The sequence below is a fragment of the Mammaliicoccus vitulinus genome, assembly GCF_029024305.1.
Lineage (GTDB): Bacteria > Bacillota > Bacilli > Staphylococcales > Staphylococcaceae > Mammaliicoccus > Mammaliicoccus vitulinus.
This window is the reverse complement of record NZ_CP118974.1, coordinates 506,701-524,610: the sequence shown is the minus strand read 5'-3', so window position 1 is coordinate 524,610 and position 17,910 is coordinate 506,701. Positions and strand designations below refer to the sequence as shown.

General features: G+C 32.3%; 19 protein-coding genes. 5 read left to right on the top strand and 14 right to left on the bottom strand.

The annotated features are described in order from the left end of the window. The first annotated feature begins 97 nt into the window (after positions 1–97). Positions 98–700 carry a nitroreductase family protein gene (locus tag PYW35_RS02480; protein ID WP_103322649.1) on the top strand — a complete coding sequence of 201 codons (603 nt, stop codon included), beginning with the start codon at positions 98–100 and terminating at the stop codon, positions 698–700. 84 nt (positions 701–784) lie between these two features. Further along, positions 785–967 carry a hypothetical protein gene (locus tag PYW35_RS02475; RefSeq protein WP_016913112.1) on the top strand — a complete coding sequence of 61 codons (183 nt, stop codon included), beginning with the start codon at positions 785–787 and terminating at the stop codon, positions 965–967. On the opposite strand, the gene PYW35_RS02470 is transcribed toward PYW35_RS02475, so the two are convergent. From PYW35_RS02470 to PYW35_RS02435, 8 genes are all read right to left on the bottom strand, one after another. Beyond that, positions 964–1,530 (bottom strand): GNAT family N-acetyltransferase, encoded by a 567-nt coding sequence (locus PYW35_RS02470; protein ID WP_016913113.1) that lies wholly within the window; start codon positions 1,528–1,530, stop codon positions 964–966. The two genes, PYW35_RS02475 and PYW35_RS02470, sit on opposite strands and share 4 nt — an antisense overlap. A gap of 14 nt (positions 1,531–1,544) precedes the next feature. Next, entirely contained in the window at positions 1,545–2,414 is an 870-nt protein-coding gene (locus PYW35_RS02465; protein ID WP_103322648.1) for an ROK family protein, read from the bottom strand. An 87-nt stretch (positions 2,415–2,501) separates the two neighbouring features. Next, positions 2,502–3,446, bottom strand: coding sequence for a magnesium/cobalt transporter CorA (corA, locus tag PYW35_RS02460; RefSeq protein ID WP_016913115.1), 945 nt, complete (start codon positions 3,444–3,446; stop codon positions 2,502–2,504). 270 nt (positions 3,447–3,716) lie between these two features. Next, positions 3,717–4,559, bottom strand: a complete 843-nt coding sequence (gene purU / locus PYW35_RS02455) for a formyltetrahydrofolate deformylase (RefSeq protein ID WP_103322647.1) — start codon at positions 4,557–4,559, stop codon at positions 3,717–3,719. 114 nt (positions 4,560–4,673) lie between these two features. Continuing rightward, complete coding sequence (locus PYW35_RS02450) at positions 4,674–5,540, bottom strand: SDR family NAD(P)-dependent oxidoreductase (RefSeq protein ID WP_103322646.1); 867 nt, start codon at positions 5,538–5,540, stop codon at positions 4,674–4,676. Between the two features lie 64 nt (positions 5,541–5,604). Beyond that, on the bottom strand, positions 5,605–5,919 hold the full coding sequence (locus tag PYW35_RS02445) for a PTS sugar transporter subunit IIA (protein WP_103322645.1): 315 nt from the start codon (positions 5,917–5,919) through the stop codon (positions 5,605–5,607). A gap of 9 nt (positions 5,920–5,928) precedes the next feature. After that, positions 5,929–6,231: a PTS sugar transporter subunit IIB gene (locus tag PYW35_RS02440; RefSeq protein WP_103322644.1), complete on the bottom strand. Its 303-nt coding sequence runs from the start codon at positions 6,229–6,231 to the stop codon at positions 5,929–5,931. Then, complete coding sequence (locus PYW35_RS02435; protein ID WP_103322643.1) at positions 6,232–7,329, bottom strand: DUF871 domain-containing protein; 1,098 nt, start codon at positions 7,327–7,329, stop codon at positions 6,232–6,234. Between the two features lie 113 nt (positions 7,330–7,442). Between PYW35_RS02435 and PYW35_RS02430 the strand changes: the two genes are divergently transcribed. Continuing rightward, complete coding sequence (locus tag PYW35_RS02430) at positions 7,443–8,741, top strand: PTS sugar transporter subunit IIC (protein ID WP_016913061.1); 1,299 nt, start codon at positions 7,443–7,445, stop codon at positions 8,739–8,741. An 87-nt stretch (positions 8,742–8,828) separates the two neighbouring features. On the opposite strand, the gene PYW35_RS02425 is transcribed toward PYW35_RS02430, so the two are convergent. From PYW35_RS02425 to PYW35_RS02415, 3 genes are all read right to left on the bottom strand, one after another. After that, a protein-coding gene (locus PYW35_RS02425; RefSeq protein WP_204107796.1) for an IS3 family transposase occupies positions 8,829–9,970 on the bottom strand; the annotation gives its coding sequence in 2 pieces (ribosomal slippage) (positions 8,829–9,700 and positions 9,700–9,970; 1,143 coding nt in all). A 109-nt stretch (positions 9,971–10,079) separates the two neighbouring features. Then, on the bottom strand, positions 10,080–10,562 hold the full coding sequence (locus PYW35_RS02420; protein ID WP_016913217.1) for a DUF456 domain-containing protein: 483 nt from the start codon (positions 10,560–10,562) through the stop codon (positions 10,080–10,082). Positions 10,563–10,572: 10 nt separating this feature from the next. Then, positions 10,573–11,784, bottom strand: a complete 1,212-nt coding sequence (locus PYW35_RS02415) for a sugar efflux transporter (RefSeq protein ID WP_016913218.1) — start codon at positions 11,782–11,784, stop codon at positions 10,573–10,575. Between the two features lie 133 nt (positions 11,785–11,917). Here PYW35_RS02415 and PYW35_RS02410 point away from each other — a divergent pair, with 133 nt between their 5' ends. After that, entirely contained in the window at positions 11,918–12,565 is a 648-nt protein-coding gene (locus PYW35_RS02410) for an MOSC domain-containing protein (RefSeq protein ID WP_103322222.1), read from the top strand. A 768-nt stretch (positions 12,566–13,333) separates the two neighbouring features. On the opposite strand, the gene PYW35_RS02405 is transcribed toward PYW35_RS02410, so the two are convergent. After that, positions 13,334–14,209 (bottom strand): LysR family transcriptional regulator, encoded by an 876-nt coding sequence (locus PYW35_RS02405; RefSeq protein ID WP_103322221.1) that lies wholly within the window; start codon positions 14,207–14,209, stop codon positions 13,334–13,336. Between the two features lie 166 nt (positions 14,210–14,375). On the opposite strand from PYW35_RS02405, the gene PYW35_RS02400 reads away from it, so the two are divergent. Continuing rightward, a complete protein-coding gene (locus PYW35_RS02400) occupies positions 14,376–15,197 on the top strand; it encodes an undecaprenyl-diphosphate phosphatase (RefSeq protein ID WP_016912528.1) in 822 nt (273 codons plus the stop codon). 76 nt (positions 15,198–15,273) lie between these two features. Here the strand turns inward: PYW35_RS02400 and PYW35_RS02395 are convergent, their stop codons facing one another. Both PYW35_RS02395 and PYW35_RS02390 read right to left on the bottom strand, forming a co-directional pair. Beyond that, the gene (locus PYW35_RS02395) at positions 15,274–15,813 is read right to left on the bottom strand and encodes a ribonuclease FAU-1 family protein (protein WP_016912527.1); all 540 of its coding nucleotides are present in this window, start codon (positions 15,811–15,813) and stop codon (positions 15,274–15,276) included. A 202-nt stretch (positions 15,814–16,015) separates the two neighbouring features. Continuing rightward, entirely contained in the window at positions 16,016–17,899 is a 1,884-nt protein-coding gene (locus tag PYW35_RS02390; protein WP_103323266.1) for a DHA2 family efflux MFS transporter permease subunit, read from the bottom strand. Between the last annotated feature and the right edge of the window lie 11 nt (positions 17,900–17,910).

The window sequence follows — 17,910 nt, the reverse complement described above, 5'->3', positions numbered from 1 at the left end:
ACTCCCTTATTTATTTTTTGCAAATAAGCAGAAAATTTGTATTTATCACTTTTTTATATGAACATAATAATATCGAAGTATAAGGAGTGGGAAAATAATGGAATTAACGAAAGTGTTAGAGAATAGACGCTCAGTAAAATCTTATGAGCAATATCATTTAGATAGAGAAACCATTTATAATTTATTAGACAAAGCTGCACTATCACCATCAGCTTGGAACTTACAACAGTGGAAAGTAATTGTTGTAGATACTGATGAATCTAAAGAAAAATTATATCATGCAGCTAATAAACAAATTAAAATAAAAGAAGCTAGCGCAACATTTATCATCTTAGGAGATTTGAATGCACATGAAACAATTGGAGATGTAGCTGATGACTGGATTGAACATGAACATATCCCAGCTGAAAAAAGAGAAGGTTTAATTGAAACTGTTAATCGTTTCTTTGAAAGTGAGACAAACAAGCGAGATGAAGCTGTACGAGGTGCATCTTTATTTGCGATGAGTTTAATGTTAGTGAGTGAAGATGCTGGATATGCAACATGTCCTATGATTGGTTTTGACAAACAATCTGTAATAGACGCTTTTAATATTGAAGACAACTTCATACCAGCAATGCTCATGACAATTGGTAAAGGTGAAATGACTAATGAAAGAGCATCTCGATTGCCCGCTTCATCATTTGCAAAATTTGAATAATGAATGTTCTAATTTTGTAATAATATTATAATACGACTCATAAAAAAAGTATTATAATTGAAGTAACAAAGTGAGGTGTTTAAGATGAACAAACGTTATCAAAAAGTTCTAGTACTTTACTTAATATCGACGTTAGTACCCTATACGTTATTCAACAAGAATAAAGATATCTCTTTAACAAAGTCATGGTTACCTAGCTCTTTAGTAGGTTATGGCATATTCTCATATGGATTAAAAGTACTCACTAAAATGAAAAAAGCAGCTTAATGAGCTGCTTTTTTCATTTCTTCATATTCAGTGTTAGTCATCACATATATTGCGTCGTCTACTATTTTTTCTTTATGAATTCTATTTTTAGGCATGACACCTATTTTTTTCATACCTAATCGTTTCATAACTTGTCCTGATTTAGGGTTAATGGTGCTATGTAAAGCTTTTACTTGATTTAATTTTAATTTATCAAAAGCTAAGTGTAATAACTGTAATCCCGCTTCTGTCATATAACCTTTACCAGCATAATTTAAATTAAGCACATAACCTATTTCCCCTCTTTTATGTGCAGGCTCAATTCTTAAATCAATTGTACCTATTAATTTATTTTCCTCTTTTAAAACTATTCCATATTTACCAAGTGGTGCTTTTAAATAATAATTTGCTATGACTTCTTTTGTTTCTTCTGTTGATAAATGTGTTGGATACACATGAGAAGTATTTTCTATATTCGACGCATATTCATAAAGTGATGCTGTATCGTTTAAACTCACTGGCCTCAATATAAGTCTTTCTGTTTCCATTGTTTGGTGTTCACCTAATATCACGAACAAATCCATACGATACACCTACTTTATTCTTTAATTTCATTTTGCGCTAAAGCTAAACAACCTATTATACCTTGATCATCATTCAAACTTGGCTTAACAATATACTTTTCTGCTGGTGGTAATGCAATATAGTTGTTATTTAGCGCCTCAAATTGTGCATGTACTTTTTGCAATAAATGCGTTTGATGCATGACGCCTCCTCCGAATATAATTTTTTCAGGAGATAACATGAGCGCTGTATTCAATGCAGCTTGAGCGATATAGTAAGCAACAATATTCCAATCGTTTGAATCTTCTTTAATATCTTTTGCAGATATTCCTGCTCTTTTTTCAATAGCTGGACCAGATGCTAAGCCTTCTAAACAAGTAGCATGAAACGGGCAATTACCTGCAAAATCATGATCATCTTCATGTATTTTCACAGACATATGTCCCATTTCTGGATGACTCAACCCTTGCACAAATTTACCGCCTACCATAGCACCACCACCGATACCGGTACCAATTGTATAATACACAGCTGAATTAACATCTTTAGCTATACCTTTTTTGAACTCACCGTATAATGATGTGTTTACATCTGTCGTAAAAGCAACAGGAACATCAAATACCTTTTTAATTGTCCCTACAAAATCATAATTTTTCCATGCTGTTTTAGGTGTGGAAGTTATAAAACCATATGTATCTGATTCTTTATTAATATCTATTGGACCAAATGAACCAATTCCAATACTAGCGATATCATGCTTTTTAAAGAACTCTATAACTTTCGGCATTGTTTCAGTTGGTACAGTCGTTGGAATAGAAACACGCTCTATAACAGATAGACTGTCATCCCCTACTGCACATACAAATTTTGTTCCGCCCGCTTCAATCGCTCCAAGAAGTTTCAATGACCCCACTCACTTTCTAAGTTTATATTTATGTTACATATTACCTATTAAACGTCAGAACATCAACATAGATTCTTGCAATGATCTTTAAAACCATTTTTTCTTTTTAAAAACGGCTAACATAATCAACGCAATTACAGCCATAATAATAAGCACAATATAATAACCATCATGCCAATTAAGCTCAGGCATGTTCTTAAAGTTCATACCATATATCCCTGCAATCAAAGTTAAAGGCATAAATACGACTGAATATATCGTTAAAATTTTCATAATATTATTCATTTTAAAAGAGTTAAGAGAAATATAATTATCTCTTATATCGCTCGTCATCTCTCGAGAAGAATCAACCATTTCCATTTGCTTTATAAGATGATCGTTAATATGCGTAATATATAACAACTGTTGTTCATTTAGATGTAGCACTTTACCTTCTCTCATGCGATAGACTAAATCTTTCATCGGCTGAACCGTTCTTTTAATAATTAACAACTCTTGTCTTAAATCGAAAGTATCATCAATTAAAGATTTTGTTGAAATATCTACATTATGACGATCTTCAAAGTTAAATACTTTATCTTCAATATCATAAATAAATGGAAAATAATTATCCACTATTTCATCTAGAAGATTTAACAAAATATCTTTAGGTTCGTTTATATGAATTGTATGATAGAACAATTTTCTTCTAATTGCATCAATCTCTTCAAATTGTACTTTATGATATGTAACAATAAAACCATCACCGATAAATATGTCCACTTCTTCTGATTCAAGTGTTTTTAAATCTAAAGCATGGAAGACGATAAATTGATAATCATCATACTGTTTAAATTTCGGCCTTTGTAGAACAAGTGTCGCATCTTCAATTGATAATGGATGAAAATCAAAATAATCAACTAATACTTCAGACTCTGCTTTAGTAGGTTCATTTAAATCCACCCAAACCCATTTCTTGTCTTCTGTTATATCATTCGGTGATGTTGTTTCTTTAAGTTCATCGTTTAAATTGACGTAATAAGTTTTAATCATTATTTTCACACCAAATTTCATTGTATTTTATACATATTATACAACTAAAAAAGCAGTGAGCAAATATACTCACTGCTCAATGTGTCGACAAAGTCTTAGACTTTGCCAGCATTTTTTTATGCGCATGCTTTCCGCGGGCATGCACGAACAAAATAGCAAGATTTTAAAACATATCACGCTGTTTACTAAAAAACCGCCAACAAGTTCACTTTATGTGACTTTGTTGGCAGTCTGAGCAGTGATCAAATTTACTCACTGCTAAACAGTCATTTATGTAAAGACGACTGTTTTATTTCCATTTACAATCACTTTATGTTCACAATGCCACTGTACAGCTCTCGCTAGTACTTGAGATTCCACATGTCTACCAGTATGTTTCATATCTTGTGCTGAGTGTCTGTGATTAACTCTTACAACATCTTGTTCAATAATTGGACCTGCATCTAAGTCCTCAGTAACATAATGACTCGTTGCCCCAATTAATTTCACACCTCTTGTATATGCCTGTTTATACGGATTTGCACCTATAAATGACGGCAAGAATGAATGGTGAATATTAATGATTTTCAGATGATGTCTTTCAACAAAGACTTCTGATAAAATTTGCATGTATTTCGCTAGTACGAGTAAATCTACATCATAGCTTTCACATATTCTCGTAATTTCATCTTCGCTTTCACGTTTCGTTTCTTTAGTCACTTTTACATGATGAAACGGTATCCCCAAATCTTCAACGAATTTACGGTTATTTTCATGATTGCTTATCACACAGCTTATCTCAATCGGAAATTCCTGACGATTTGCACGCAAAATAATTTCACTTAACGCATGATCTTCTTTAGAAACAAGAAGCGCAGTTTTCACTTTTTCTTCTGCATCAAATATTTGGAAGTTGATATTTTTCGTTGTTAATTCTTTTTCTAAAAGTGATTTCACTTCATCATTCTTATCAAATTCAATACGAAGATATAAATGATTTTCATTCTCTTGTACATCTGTGTAATGATCTAAATGAAATATATTTGAATTCGTGTCTTTTATAATTGTTGATATTAGTGATGTAATCCCGATTTCATCTTTACAATCAGCTAATAAAATATAATGCTTGCTCATACATCTCATCCCTTTATTAATATTGGAAATATTCTTACAATACTAACTATTATAAAATTTAATTTAAAAGAAAACAATAAATTGAGTAACCTATATTAAATGTAAACGTATTCATTATTTATCTGTACTTAAATACATAAATTGATCTAACTGCAATGCTTCCAATGTTTCACGAATCAATCTCTTACGGTCATAATAATTCATGCCTTGGTTCTCCAATTCTGTTACTTTACCTTCATATACATATGCTCCATTAAATAAAGTCTTATCTTTAGTCACTTTAATTGTAGACATCGCACCTTCTTTAGGAGATACAAACATGGAATCAAATATTTTATAAATAAAGTCTCCAAATTTTTGGTTATATTTAGTTTTTCCTAAGTTTGTAGAGACTGCTCCAGGATGTATAGCAGTCACATTCAATCCACAATGATGAAACTGCTCATACAACTCTTGCATGAAATATAAAGTTGCGAGCTTAGATCTACTGTATGATTTTATTGGATTAAACCTTAATGGGTAATTGAAGTTATGATGACCAATATGAGCATATTTATACGCACCAGAAGAGACAATAATAATTTGTTTATCACGGCTTCTCATAATTGACTCGAATAACATATGCGTTAATAAAAAGTGACCTAAATAATTTGTACCAAACATTAGTTCATAACCGTCTATCGTTTTTTGTCTCGTTATTGAAACTACACCTGCATTATTAATTAAACAATCAATATGTGGATAATGATCTAATACTTGTGTAGCGGCTTTCATGACATTTGCTAAATCTGACAAGTCACACTTTATGACTTCTACCTGTATATTTTTATGCTCTTCTGTTAATAGCGTCTTCAAATGTTCGCCTTTTTCTATATTTCTGCACAACAAGATAATAATGTCATAGTCATTTGCTAATTCTATAACTGTTGATTTACCTATACCTGATGTTGGACCAGTGATTGCTAGAATTCTATTCGACATTGTATATACTCCTTTTGTTTATTCTATTTCTTTTACCCAGAAATATATATTCTAACTATGACAATTATTTTTTTACGTAATTTTGATGAACATAGATTAATTCTTTTGCCATTTCTTTAATAACTTCTGTGGAAATAAGTTGATCTTCTGCATGCATCAGTAAGAGATTTAGCGGTATTGTTTCTCCACTAGCTTCTGATTGAATTAAATCTTTATGCACTTTATGACCATCAACTAAAAATTGATTGCCTTCAACAATTAAATCTTCAGATTCTTTAAAGTTACCATCTTTAGCTTCTTTAATAGCTTGCATATAAGTACTCTTAGCCATACCTACATGCGTTATAATTTGAAAAGCTATTTGTTCATATTTCTCCATATTATCACCTTATTCCATTAAGCTTTCAGCATGTTTCAACACACTTTCTCCATCCATCATGCCATACTGTTGCATATCTATAACATCTACTGGAACTTTACCGTTCGTGACTTTTTCTACTTGTGCTTTTTGAAATCTCACTTGTGGCCCAAGTAAAATAACATTTACATCATCAATCTTAGATTCTGCTTCGGATAAAGCTAAAGCCTCAATCTCATAGTCTTTTCCTTCTTTATCTGCTGTTTCTTGCATCTTCTTAACTAACATACTTGTCGACATACCTGCTGAACAAACTAATAGTATTTTTTTCATTTACACCATCTCCTGAATATTAAATTTAAAGAACGCCCACGGTTTTAAATAATTGAGTAATTGCAAATCATGAGGCGCGATTCTACCAATTAAATTAACTTGTCCAGTGTTAATCATAGGCTTCAAAGCAATTTGTAATTCTCCTTTATATTGTCCGTATGCTTCATTATCAATCAATATATCTCCTCTTTTAATTGCAATCGTATGATGAACTGGAAATGATTCTGATTTATATTTCACTCTACTTTGAGTAGAACGAATCATATAATCACTAACATCACCTCTATAAAAATGTGCTTCTTCAGTTACAATTTTTCTTTCTAAATCTGTAATATCATCAAATAATTTTGCATCAAATGTGATTGGTTCATCTTTTAAATTGCTAACCATTTTTAATTCTTCTCTTGAAGGGTAACAATTACTAATAATCACGTCGTCAATGAGACCTGTCGCCCATAAATATTGAGCTTGTGTAGAAATCGGCAAGCCCCTATGTTCTTCTAATGTTGGTAAGCCTTCTGTAATTGGCCAAGGTCCGAATTCAGCGATCTCACTTGAAACAAATGCTGCAGTTCTGAGACCATACTTTTTAAATTTTTGGCTACCTTCTAGAAAGAATGATTCACTTATTCCTGCATATCGATGAGGATAAAAATTATGACACCCTACTAAGCATGCTCGATTAGGTTCAAAATCCATCACGTTATCTAAGTAGTGATTCATCACACTCATATTCAGCTCAATCATAATGCCATAAGGATTGTACGTCATGTCGCTTGTCTCTTTAGCCCCAACGCCTTCATCAAGTCTAATACCATCAACACCTAACTCATTAAAAAAAGTTAAATCAGTAGGTTCAATACCTAGTACTTTAAATGTTCTTGGTGCTACATCAATAAATATTTCAAAGTTTAAATTTTTGGCATATTGTATCGTTTTTTCAATAGTAGGTAATAAAGTCGATTTATTCTCCTCTGTTAATTGCAATAAATTCGTAAAAACTCTAGAAAATCCATACTCATGCGCTATTTCAAGGTATTGTATATCTTCAGCTTCATTAGATTTTCCTGGATACAAAGATATTCCTAAGCGTCTCATCATTATCACTTCCATTCGTTATATAATAATTTTTTTATTATTTTGAATATTTTATCTATTTAGTTTATACTATAACAAAATCGAAACGCTTACAAACGAAGGGGGACTTTTTCGTGAATAACTTTGCTACTTGGATGGAAAGTAAACTGTCGGGTCCAATGACAAAGCTTTCCAATCAACGTCATTTACTTGCTATCCGTGACGGGGTCATTTCAGCACTCCCATTCATCATTTTCGGTTCATTCTTTTTAATATTTGCAACGCCTCCACTTCCAGAATCGTGGGCAATCACTCAGTGGGCAACAGCACATGCAGAACAAATTTTAATTCCTTATAGAATGACAATGTTCATCATGAGTTTATACATTGTCTTCGGCATAGGTTATAATCTCGCAAAGTCATATGATTTAGATCCATTGTCAGCAGCACAATTATCTACAGCAGCTTTCTTATTAACGATATCTCCGACAATGGATAAAGATTTAGGTTTCGTCTTACCTATGACTAACTTAGGCGGCCATGGTTTATTCGTCGCAATGTTCGTTGCCATTTTTTCTGTCGAAACATATAGATTGTGTAAAAATAAAAACATTACCATTAAGATGCCACCTCAAGTACCACCGTCCGTTAGTCGCTCGTTTGAATCTTTAATTCCTGTAGTCTTTGTACTCGGTGCAATGAGTATTATTACAGTTGCATTCCAACTCGATTTACATATGCTTGTAGATAAAATTGTAGGTCCACTCGTCTTTGCAGGTGACACATTACCAGGTGTATTAGTACCTGTATTCTTAACAACATTTTTTTGGTCATTTGGTATTCATGGTATGTCAATTGTTGGTACGATTGAACGTCCATTATGGGAAGTTTATTTAGCTAAAAATGCAGAAGCACATGCAGCTGGAGAACCTTTACCACATATAGCACCTGAGACATTCTTCCAGTGGTTCGTGTGGATTGGAGGAGCCGGAGCAACATTAGGACTGGTCATCTGTATATTATTATTTGCAAAATCTCAGTTCTTGAAGAAATTCGGCAAAGCCGTATCAATTCCATCTTTATTTAATATAAATGAACCGGTCATTTTCGGTTTACCAATCGTATTAAACCCAATTATGGTTATACCATTTATAATCATACCAATCGTATTAACAATCATTACCTATATCGCAACATGGCTTGGGCTCGTCAATGCAACAAGCGTAATGGCGCCATGGACACTACCAGCTCCAATCGGTGCATATTTAGCAACAGGAGGCGATTGGCGTGCCATTATTCTTGTCTTGTTTAATATAGCTGTGTCTGTCATTATTTATTTCCCATTCTTTAAAATGTATGACCGGAAAATGGTTTTAGAAGAGAGTGGAGAATCTAAAGAAGAAATTGAAAAAGACATGAAAGAAGGAAACTAAATAATACTTACGTTCATTTATAAAACCCCATCTGTTGGACATCGGCACTGCACCCTTACTAAGGGAGCTCAATAAAAACACTATTTTCTAGGCTGCTAATTTCCTATATTCTATAGGGGATAAGTAGCCTAGTTTTTGTTGAATTCTAACTTTATTATAGTTTTCAATGTAATTTTCGACAATATCTATTACAATGGTATTAGAGCTTCTAAGCTCACTGTTTAAGTAGAATGTTTCACACTTTAGAGAGGCATGAAAACATTCTATTGGGGCATTATCAGCTGGCGTTCCCTTACGGGACATGCTTCTGGTAATGCCTTTTTCTGTACATAGGGCATAGTATTCATAAGAAGTATACACACTTCCTTGATCACTATGTAATATAGTACCTGGTTCCAATTGAAGTTGTTTTAATGTCTCATTTACTAATTCTTGATTTTGTTTATTACCGATTTTATATGCCACAATTTCACCATTGTAAGCATCCATGATAGATGAAAGATACAACATTGTATTCCCGAAGGGTAAATAAGTGATATCTGTTAAAAGTACTTCTAAAGGTTTCTCTGCTTTGAAGTTTCTATTTAATAGATTATGTGTTTTATAATATGCATTCCCTGGTCTTTTCGATTTTTTCATTCGTACTTTACAATTTAAATTATGTTTTTGCATAATCCTTTGTACTTTTTTGTGATTAATTGGTTTATTATTTTTTCTATTTAACAAGGCAGTTATTTTTCTATAACCATATGTAAAACGATGTTTCTTACATAGTTCTATAATTTCTCGTTCATCCTCAGATATACTGAAATCTTTGTTTTTCCATCTGTAATAATTTGATTTTGGAATATCTAAAGTTTCTAAAATGACTTTCACTGTATATTTAGATTTCAATTCATTTACTAATTCAACAACTACCTCTGGGACCACTTCCTTTCCAATTCCTTGTACTTTTTTAAAATTTCATTTTCTACTTCTTTGCGCTTTAATTCAATTTTTAGCGTCTCAACAGTACTCAATTCTTCATTTCCTTTTCCGTAGGAATATTGTTTACCTACTTGTTGATTGAATCTATGTGTTTCCCCATTTCTATACCATTTCCACCACACTTTAACTTGAGATTCATTTTTAATATTTAAAGCATCCATTATTTCTCTTGTACTATATCCTTTAAGTTTCATTTCTACTACTTTATATTTTGTTTCAACTGAATATGCCACTCTTTTCATAGAAAAAACACCTCCGTATAAATTCATTTTAATATGAATTCAACGAAAGTGTTTTTATTTTACTCCCACATCATGGGGTTAGCGCACATCCAACGAATGGGGTTTTTTATTAAAATATAATATCGATAAAGAACCATATAATCATAACGATCATGATTAATGCTTTAGCAATCGAACTTGTTAAGAATCCGAGTAATGAGCCGATACTTGCATTTGTAGCGGCTGTTATATCGCTTTTTTGAATTATTTCAGTAACGAATACTAATACAAACGGTACGAGGATAATACCAAACGGTGGGAATACGAAACAACCAATAATGACACCAACTGCTGCCATTGTTTCTCCTAGTTTAGATCCACCAAATTTCTTCACGAAATAGCTATTCATAATGATATCGGAAAGTATCATAAATATAGTGAATAGCACCATTACTGTCCAGAAAACCCATGATAATTTACTTGAATCGATAGCAAAATGATATATAAAATAACCTACCCATAAAAATAATACTGATGGAATGATGGGTTTGATTAAGCCGATAAAAGCAATGGCAAACATTAATATAATTAATAACCAACTAATTGTTGTCATAATTTTACTCCTAACTTATTTTAGCTTCTTTTTGTGTTGAATGTTCTACTGTAAAAATTAATAATATGAATGCTACTCCAATAGATAAACTTGATACGAAGAACACATTTCCTAAACCTACTATATCACTCATATAACCACCGAGTAAATTTCCGCCTAATTGCCCGATCACCATTGCATTCGCAAATAATGTTGAAGCATATCCTGGAAATTCTGGTAAAATGTCTTGGAAATAGCTGATACCTAATCCAAGTAAAATGGCTAAGAAAAATGCTAATGCTAATTGCCCAATTAACATGGCTACAAAACTATCAAACACGCCTATACTAAAGTAATAACCGAAGCCGAATATTGAACCGACCATGAGCAATGTTTTAGTTTTAAATTTACTTGCAATAATGCCTAAAATAATCATAAATGGCACTTCTAATCCAGCACATAAACTTGCTAAAAAGCCCACATGTGATTCATCATCTTTCAAATACTCTGTAACATACAATGGCATATTTAATGTATACATCCATTGCCCAACATGTAATAGAATAAACGCTAAAAAAGGTATCAATAATGTTGGTTCATATATTAAATTTGGTGCTTTCCTTTCTGGAAAGTTTCCGATTGCGTTGTTAATAATTTTTTTAGGTTCTTTATAAAAAATGATCAATAAGACTAAAACGGTTAAAAATAATGACATCGTTCCACCAAACAAGCCATCATATCCTAATATACCGAGCAATACTGTCCCGATTAATGGTCCAAATAAAAATCCTAATGAAAATGTTGATCGCAAAACGGTATTTGCAAATATACTTCTATCCTTATAAGAGGATTCATTTATAGATTCACGTGCAGAGGCATACATTTGAGGCATTGCAGGTGCAGCAAGTCCTTGAAACATTGCATATAAAACAATGAATATCCAAATTGTATGTATGTAGAAATAAATAGAGAAACATAGCGCACCCATTATAAGTGCAGTAATGATGAGATATTTACGGTTTATTTTCCCACTATCTGAATACCTTGCAACAATTGAGTTCACTGTAAATGATGCACCAGCAGCTAACGCCATTAACAAGCCATACTGGCCTTTTGTCATGCCTAAATGTTGAGTCGCATATAACACTAAAAATGGTACTGTTATAGCAATAGCCATTCCTAATAAACCCATATTTATTAAAAAGAGTTTATAATTTTTTATTTGAAATAATTTCAAAAACATGAATTCACAACTTCCTCTATTTTATTATATGATTGTACTTTAATGCTAATCACCCATTACGTCAATGCTTTATTGATATATTTCACTCTAACATGTAAAATCAATAACAACTATTATTAAAGGGGTTATTATAGTGGAATACAAAGTTGACTACATTTCAATCGGAAAAGTCACAAACATCACATTTGGTGACCAAAAATCTAAAAAAACTGCTATTTTGAAAGAACCATTTAAAGATAACATGTACCTATCTAAAACGGGATTTGTTGAAGATGAACAACAATACAAAGGTCATGGTGGCCCTGAAAAAGCGATTTGTTTCTACAGTAAAGATCATTATCCATATTGGAATGACATCATTGACCTTTTACCTAAATATGCTATTTTCGGTGAAAACATCACAGTATCTGGTTTAACAGAAGAACACTTAAATATTGGAGATAGCTATCAACTTGGAGAGGCAGTCATTCAAGTTTCTTGTCCAAGACAGCCTTGTGCAACCATCGCTCAAAGATACGGTATTAAAGATTTAGTCAAACGTATGGCAAGCACCTTTAAAACAGGTTGTTATTTCCGTGTACTTAAAGAAGGTTATGTTGCTCAAAATGATAATATGAAATTGCTAAATACATACAAGCCACAACTTTCTATTTATGAACTTAACGAAACACGTTTCAAAGATCATAAAAATGCCGAACGCATAGAATATATATTGAATCACGATGGCATAAATGAAGAAACGAAAGATATATTCACTAAATTACAGAAGCGTTTATCATAATCGATACAACTGAGATACTTGGTATATTATTTAAGTTAAGTTCTGTGTAAAAAAGTAAGAGCTTGGAACATTCAGACGTTCTATGTTGCTTGTTTAGCCAGTCTTGCAACTTTCAGGCCTTCTATGTTGCTTGTTTGGTCAGTCTTGCAACTTTCAGGCCTTCTATGTTGCTTGTTTAGCCAGTCTTGCAACTTTCATGCCTTCTATGTTGCTTGTTTGGTCAGTCTTGCAACTTTCAGACCTTCTATGTTGCTTGTTTGATCAGTCTTGCAACTTACAAGCGTTCTATGTTGCTTGTTTGGTCAGTCTAGCAACATAGAGCATGTACTTAAAAGAACAAAAGAAAAAATATTATAGAAATGAATATTACTCACGATTTTGTAAAGTGCTGACGCCCGGGGGAATAGTATGAGTGAGAGACTACAGGCTCGAGCCATACCCCAGGCAAGCATGCACTTTCAAAATCGTAAGATTTTAAAACATATTACGCTATTTACTAAAAAAACAGTAGCGTGAATTGAGCATAATGTCTCTACATTCTTCGTACAATTCACCCTAATTTTACTTTGGTTCGTTCTCACGATTTTGTAAAGCGCTGACGCCCGGGGGAATAGTATGCCGCGCGCGACTACAGGCTCGAGCCACACCCCTAGGCAAGCATGCACTTTCAAAATCGTAAGATTCTATAAAAAAACAACTCATTTCACTGATTTATTCAGCTAGAAATGAGTTGTTATTTATTTTAAGAGGGAATTATGTACCAGCCTCTTATTTTTTACCTATTTCAAGTTTATTAATATAATTTTTTAATACTTCTATGAAAGACTTAATTTGTGGTAACTGCAATACATTATGTTCATAACAAATATATGTTGAACGTGTAAGTGGTTTGCGCATAACATTTAATTTTTTAATTTCAAATCTATTTGTATCAATATCCCCAATAACCAACTCTGGTAAAACTGTAACTCCTACCCCATTCAACAACAATTCTTTACATGTTGCGATTTGATCGACTTTAATAAGCGCATGATATTCTTTCTGTAAATAATCTGAATACCATTCTTCTATTTGCTTTAAATAAATAGGTTCTGCCTGAAACTCTATCATTGGTAATAGATGTAAGTCTTGTTTTCTATTTTTAGGATAAATAAAATAATGTTGTTCATTTAGTAAAAGGTCGTTTTGAACATTCATGACTTCATTCCCTCTCACAACCATGATGTGAAAGTCATTTTGATATTGTTTAATATGTTCACTAGAACCAATTTGTAATTGAATGTCTACATTTGGATATAAGTTAGTATATTCTCCTAGAACTTGTGGAAGTATTGTTTGTCCGATTAATGAAGAAACACCTATAGAAATACTGCCGTTTACTTCTCCTATTTTCGAACTAATTTTATCTAACAATAGACGTTCTTCTTTCAACATTTTTCGTGCATGCTCAATCACAAGTGCCCCTTCATTCGTTGTAATGAGTTGCTTTTTTGTTCTTATAAATATATTTATACCGAAAAAGTTTTCGATAGATTTTAATCTTTGACTCACTGCTGGTTGTGATATGTAGAGAATGTCTGCTGCTTTTCGTAAAGTTTTTACATCTTCTAATGTTACGAGTAACTTATAATCATCTACTTTCAAATGACACACTCCTTACTTTCATTTTATTATAACATGATTTAATTTGACGATTATGAACCACACTACAACTTTAGACCGAAATATAAGTTTTTTTATTTATAAAATTGAAACTCAATAAATAATTCGTTATAGTTGAGCATGTAAATTAAACAGAAAGGATCCAATCATGCTTATTATAGAAATTATCAAATATATTTTTCTTGGCTTGCTCCAAGGTATAACAGAACCTATCCCCGTTTCTTCAAGCGGACATCTTGTAATGGCACAAGAATTTTTAGGATTACATACAGACGGATTAACATTTGAAATTGTTGTGAATACCGCTTCATTGGTTGCTGTTCTCATTTTATTTAGAAAAGACATTATCGAATTAATAATCGACACGCTTAAATATATTAAAGGTGAGCGTACTGAAACTGTTAAAAAGAACTTTCAACTTGCTATGTATTTAGTTATCGCTACTATCCCTGCAGGTATTTTAGGCGTTATCTTTAAAGATGTTATCGGCGATACTAAAAGCGTACTCTTGGTAGGTATCATGTTGATCGTAACAGGTATCGCATTATGGTTTATTAAAAATAAACGTGGTCAAAAGTTAGAACGTGATTTAACACTTAAAGACGCAATCATTGTTGGTTTATTCCAAGCAGTTGCACTCATACCAGGACTTAGCCGAAGTGGTGCTACTATCGTTGGTGCATTAGGTGTGGGTATGAATCAAAAAACAGCTTTTAAATTCTCATTCTTACTTTATATTCCTGTAAGTTTAGGAACAGCTTTACTAGGTATTAAAGATATTGTCGAGACACCACCAGACACATCATTAATGATTTCATATGTATTCGCATTCGTTGCTTCACTTGTAGCGAGTTATTTCTCATTGAAATGGTTACAAGGTATTATGGAACGTGGTCAATTAGGTATCTTTAGTAAATATTGTTTCATCGTTGGACCAATCGCTATCATTTTAGCTTTAATATTCTTATAAAAAAAACGGGGAACGCCATCTTTAAAGGGCTTCCTCGTTTTTCTATATAGAAATATTCAATGATACAGTTATTTAATTACTTTGCATTCATAATTTCATGAAAACAATATCTAATTCTCTTTTCCATACCTTTAAAGTCTGTTTCTAATTTAAACATAATCTCATGAGCTGTAACGTATGCTCTATGAAATTGCGCTTTAGATATTTTCTTCTCATTGAGCATTCTTTCTAAGTCATCTTCATCAACAAGTTCATATTCACCCGACTTCGGTATGACCAACACGTCCAAACATAAATCTAATGTTCTAGCATTACCGAGTTGCGTGATATTCCTCAAATTCACATCAAAATAGTACTGCACTGGTTTGTTTTGTTTGTCGTACATGACAGTTATACTATACGGCTTTTTCTCTGGTAATATTTGCATCCATTTATAACCATTATCCGCCACTGTGATTTCTTTCCCTACAACATTTACCTTTAAAGGTTCCTTGACTTGTACCATTGTAACTAATCCTACAAGTCCTTTAAAATGATTTGTATCCAGCACAACTTCTTTATATTCGCGATTAAGGAGACGTCGCCAATGACGTTTGTCAATATACTTAACTTTCACAAGTTACCAACTCCTTTTTTACATTATATAAAAAAACAAGCCCGATTCAAAGCATTCAAGATAGGATTTCAAAATTAAATTTATATTTATAAAAAAATACTACAAGAAACGTTATGTTTCTTGTAGTATTTCAACAATTAATTTTTAATATATAATTTAAAAATACAAAGTGAATTTATATTTTTAATTCCCGAATTCATGTCTATTCGTTAGATAAATAATGAGATTTATCTTTTAAGAATAAACTTAATATTAATGCAATCACACTAAATAATGTGGCAATCCAGAAAGCATCATTGATACCTTGAACTGTTGCTAATTTATTAAAATATTCTAAAAGTGCAGATGTTCCTGCTTGTTCTCCTCCAACTGATTCAGAAAGTGCTTTAACTTGTTCTTGAATCATAGGATTAGTTGAATCCAGGTTATCTGACATATTAGCTAAATGAGAAGTTGTATTTTGCGTCATCACTGTTACAAGTATTGCTGTACCAATTGATCCTGCTAACTGTCTCACTGTGTTACTAATCGCATTACCATGTGGAATAAGTCTTTGAGGTAATGAATTCATACCTGCAGTCATGATTGGCATCATGATAAAACTCATACCGAATGAACGCACGATATATATAACTAAAATTGTTGTATATGGTGTATCCATATTTAATTGTGTTAATTCCCATGTTCCAATTGTCATGATTGTTAAACCAATTAAAGCAAGTGGTTTAATACCAAATGAATCTAGCATTTTACCAGCAATAGGACCCATGAATCCCATAATTAATGAACCAGGCAATAACAATAGACCTGAATCTAATGGGGAGAATCCACGTAAATTTTGTAAGTAGATTGGTAGTAAGATCATACCACCGAATAAACTCATTGTTACAATTACATTGATTAACGTTGTTAACGTAAATCCTGAATATTTAAGTGCTGACATATCAAGCATTGGATTTTTCATTCTAACTTCACGAACAACAAATAATATCGTAAAGATTAGACCGATAATTAATGATCCTGAAACTGTCACAGACGTCCATCCATCATTACCTGCTTCACTAAATCCATATAATAACATGCCAAATCCTAAAGTACTGAATATAATACCTTGAACGTCAGCTTTCGGTTTAGATGTTTGTTGGTAAATTTTAAACCAAAAGAAACTAATAAATATCGCTATTAGACCTATAGCAAACATACCGTAGAACATAACGTTCCAATGATAGTTTTGAACAATCCAACCTGATAACGTTGGACCAATTGCAGGTGCTAAAATAAAAGCGATACCTAATGTACCCATTGCAGCACCACGTTTTTCTGGTGGGAAGATTGTCATAAATACATTTGAACCTAACGGCATTAATATACCCGCACCAACTGCTTGAATAACACGTCCTGACATCATCAGTGGGAAGTTAAATGATAATGCACATATTATAGAACCAATTGTAAATAACGTCATCGCTATTAGGAATAATCTTCTATAAGAATATTTACTAATTAAAAAAGCACTTATCGGTATTAAAATACCATTTACTAACATGAATCCAGTCATTAACCATTGTCCTGTAGACGCTGAGATACTAAATTCATTATTAATAACAGGCAATGCAACGTTTAATAGCGTTTGGTTTAATATTGCTATAAACATACCGAACATCATTGCAACTAATATTTTATTTCTTGAGATACCTTTTCCGTATACGAAGTTAACATGATTTTTTTTAATTTGTTCATTAATAGGTTCATGCTCATTTAATTCCATACCACGATTAGATGTATCTTCCTGTTCTTCAGTAGATTGATTTTGCTCTACTGAATTCATATCGTTAGAAGTCGTTTTTTCCCTCTCTGTTTTAGACGTTTTATTATCTTCTTCCATTTTTTCAATATGTGAATATTTGTTTTGATCGATGTTTTCTTCATCTTTAGATTTCAATTGAGTCTCATCATTCACGCTTGAATGATCTGAGCTATCTTTAGAAATTGATTTAGTGTTTTTACGTTTTACTACAAACGCGTTAATTCCAACCCATAAAAGGATTGCAATGATTATATAAGCCACCGTAAAGGTTGATGTCATAATACACCCTC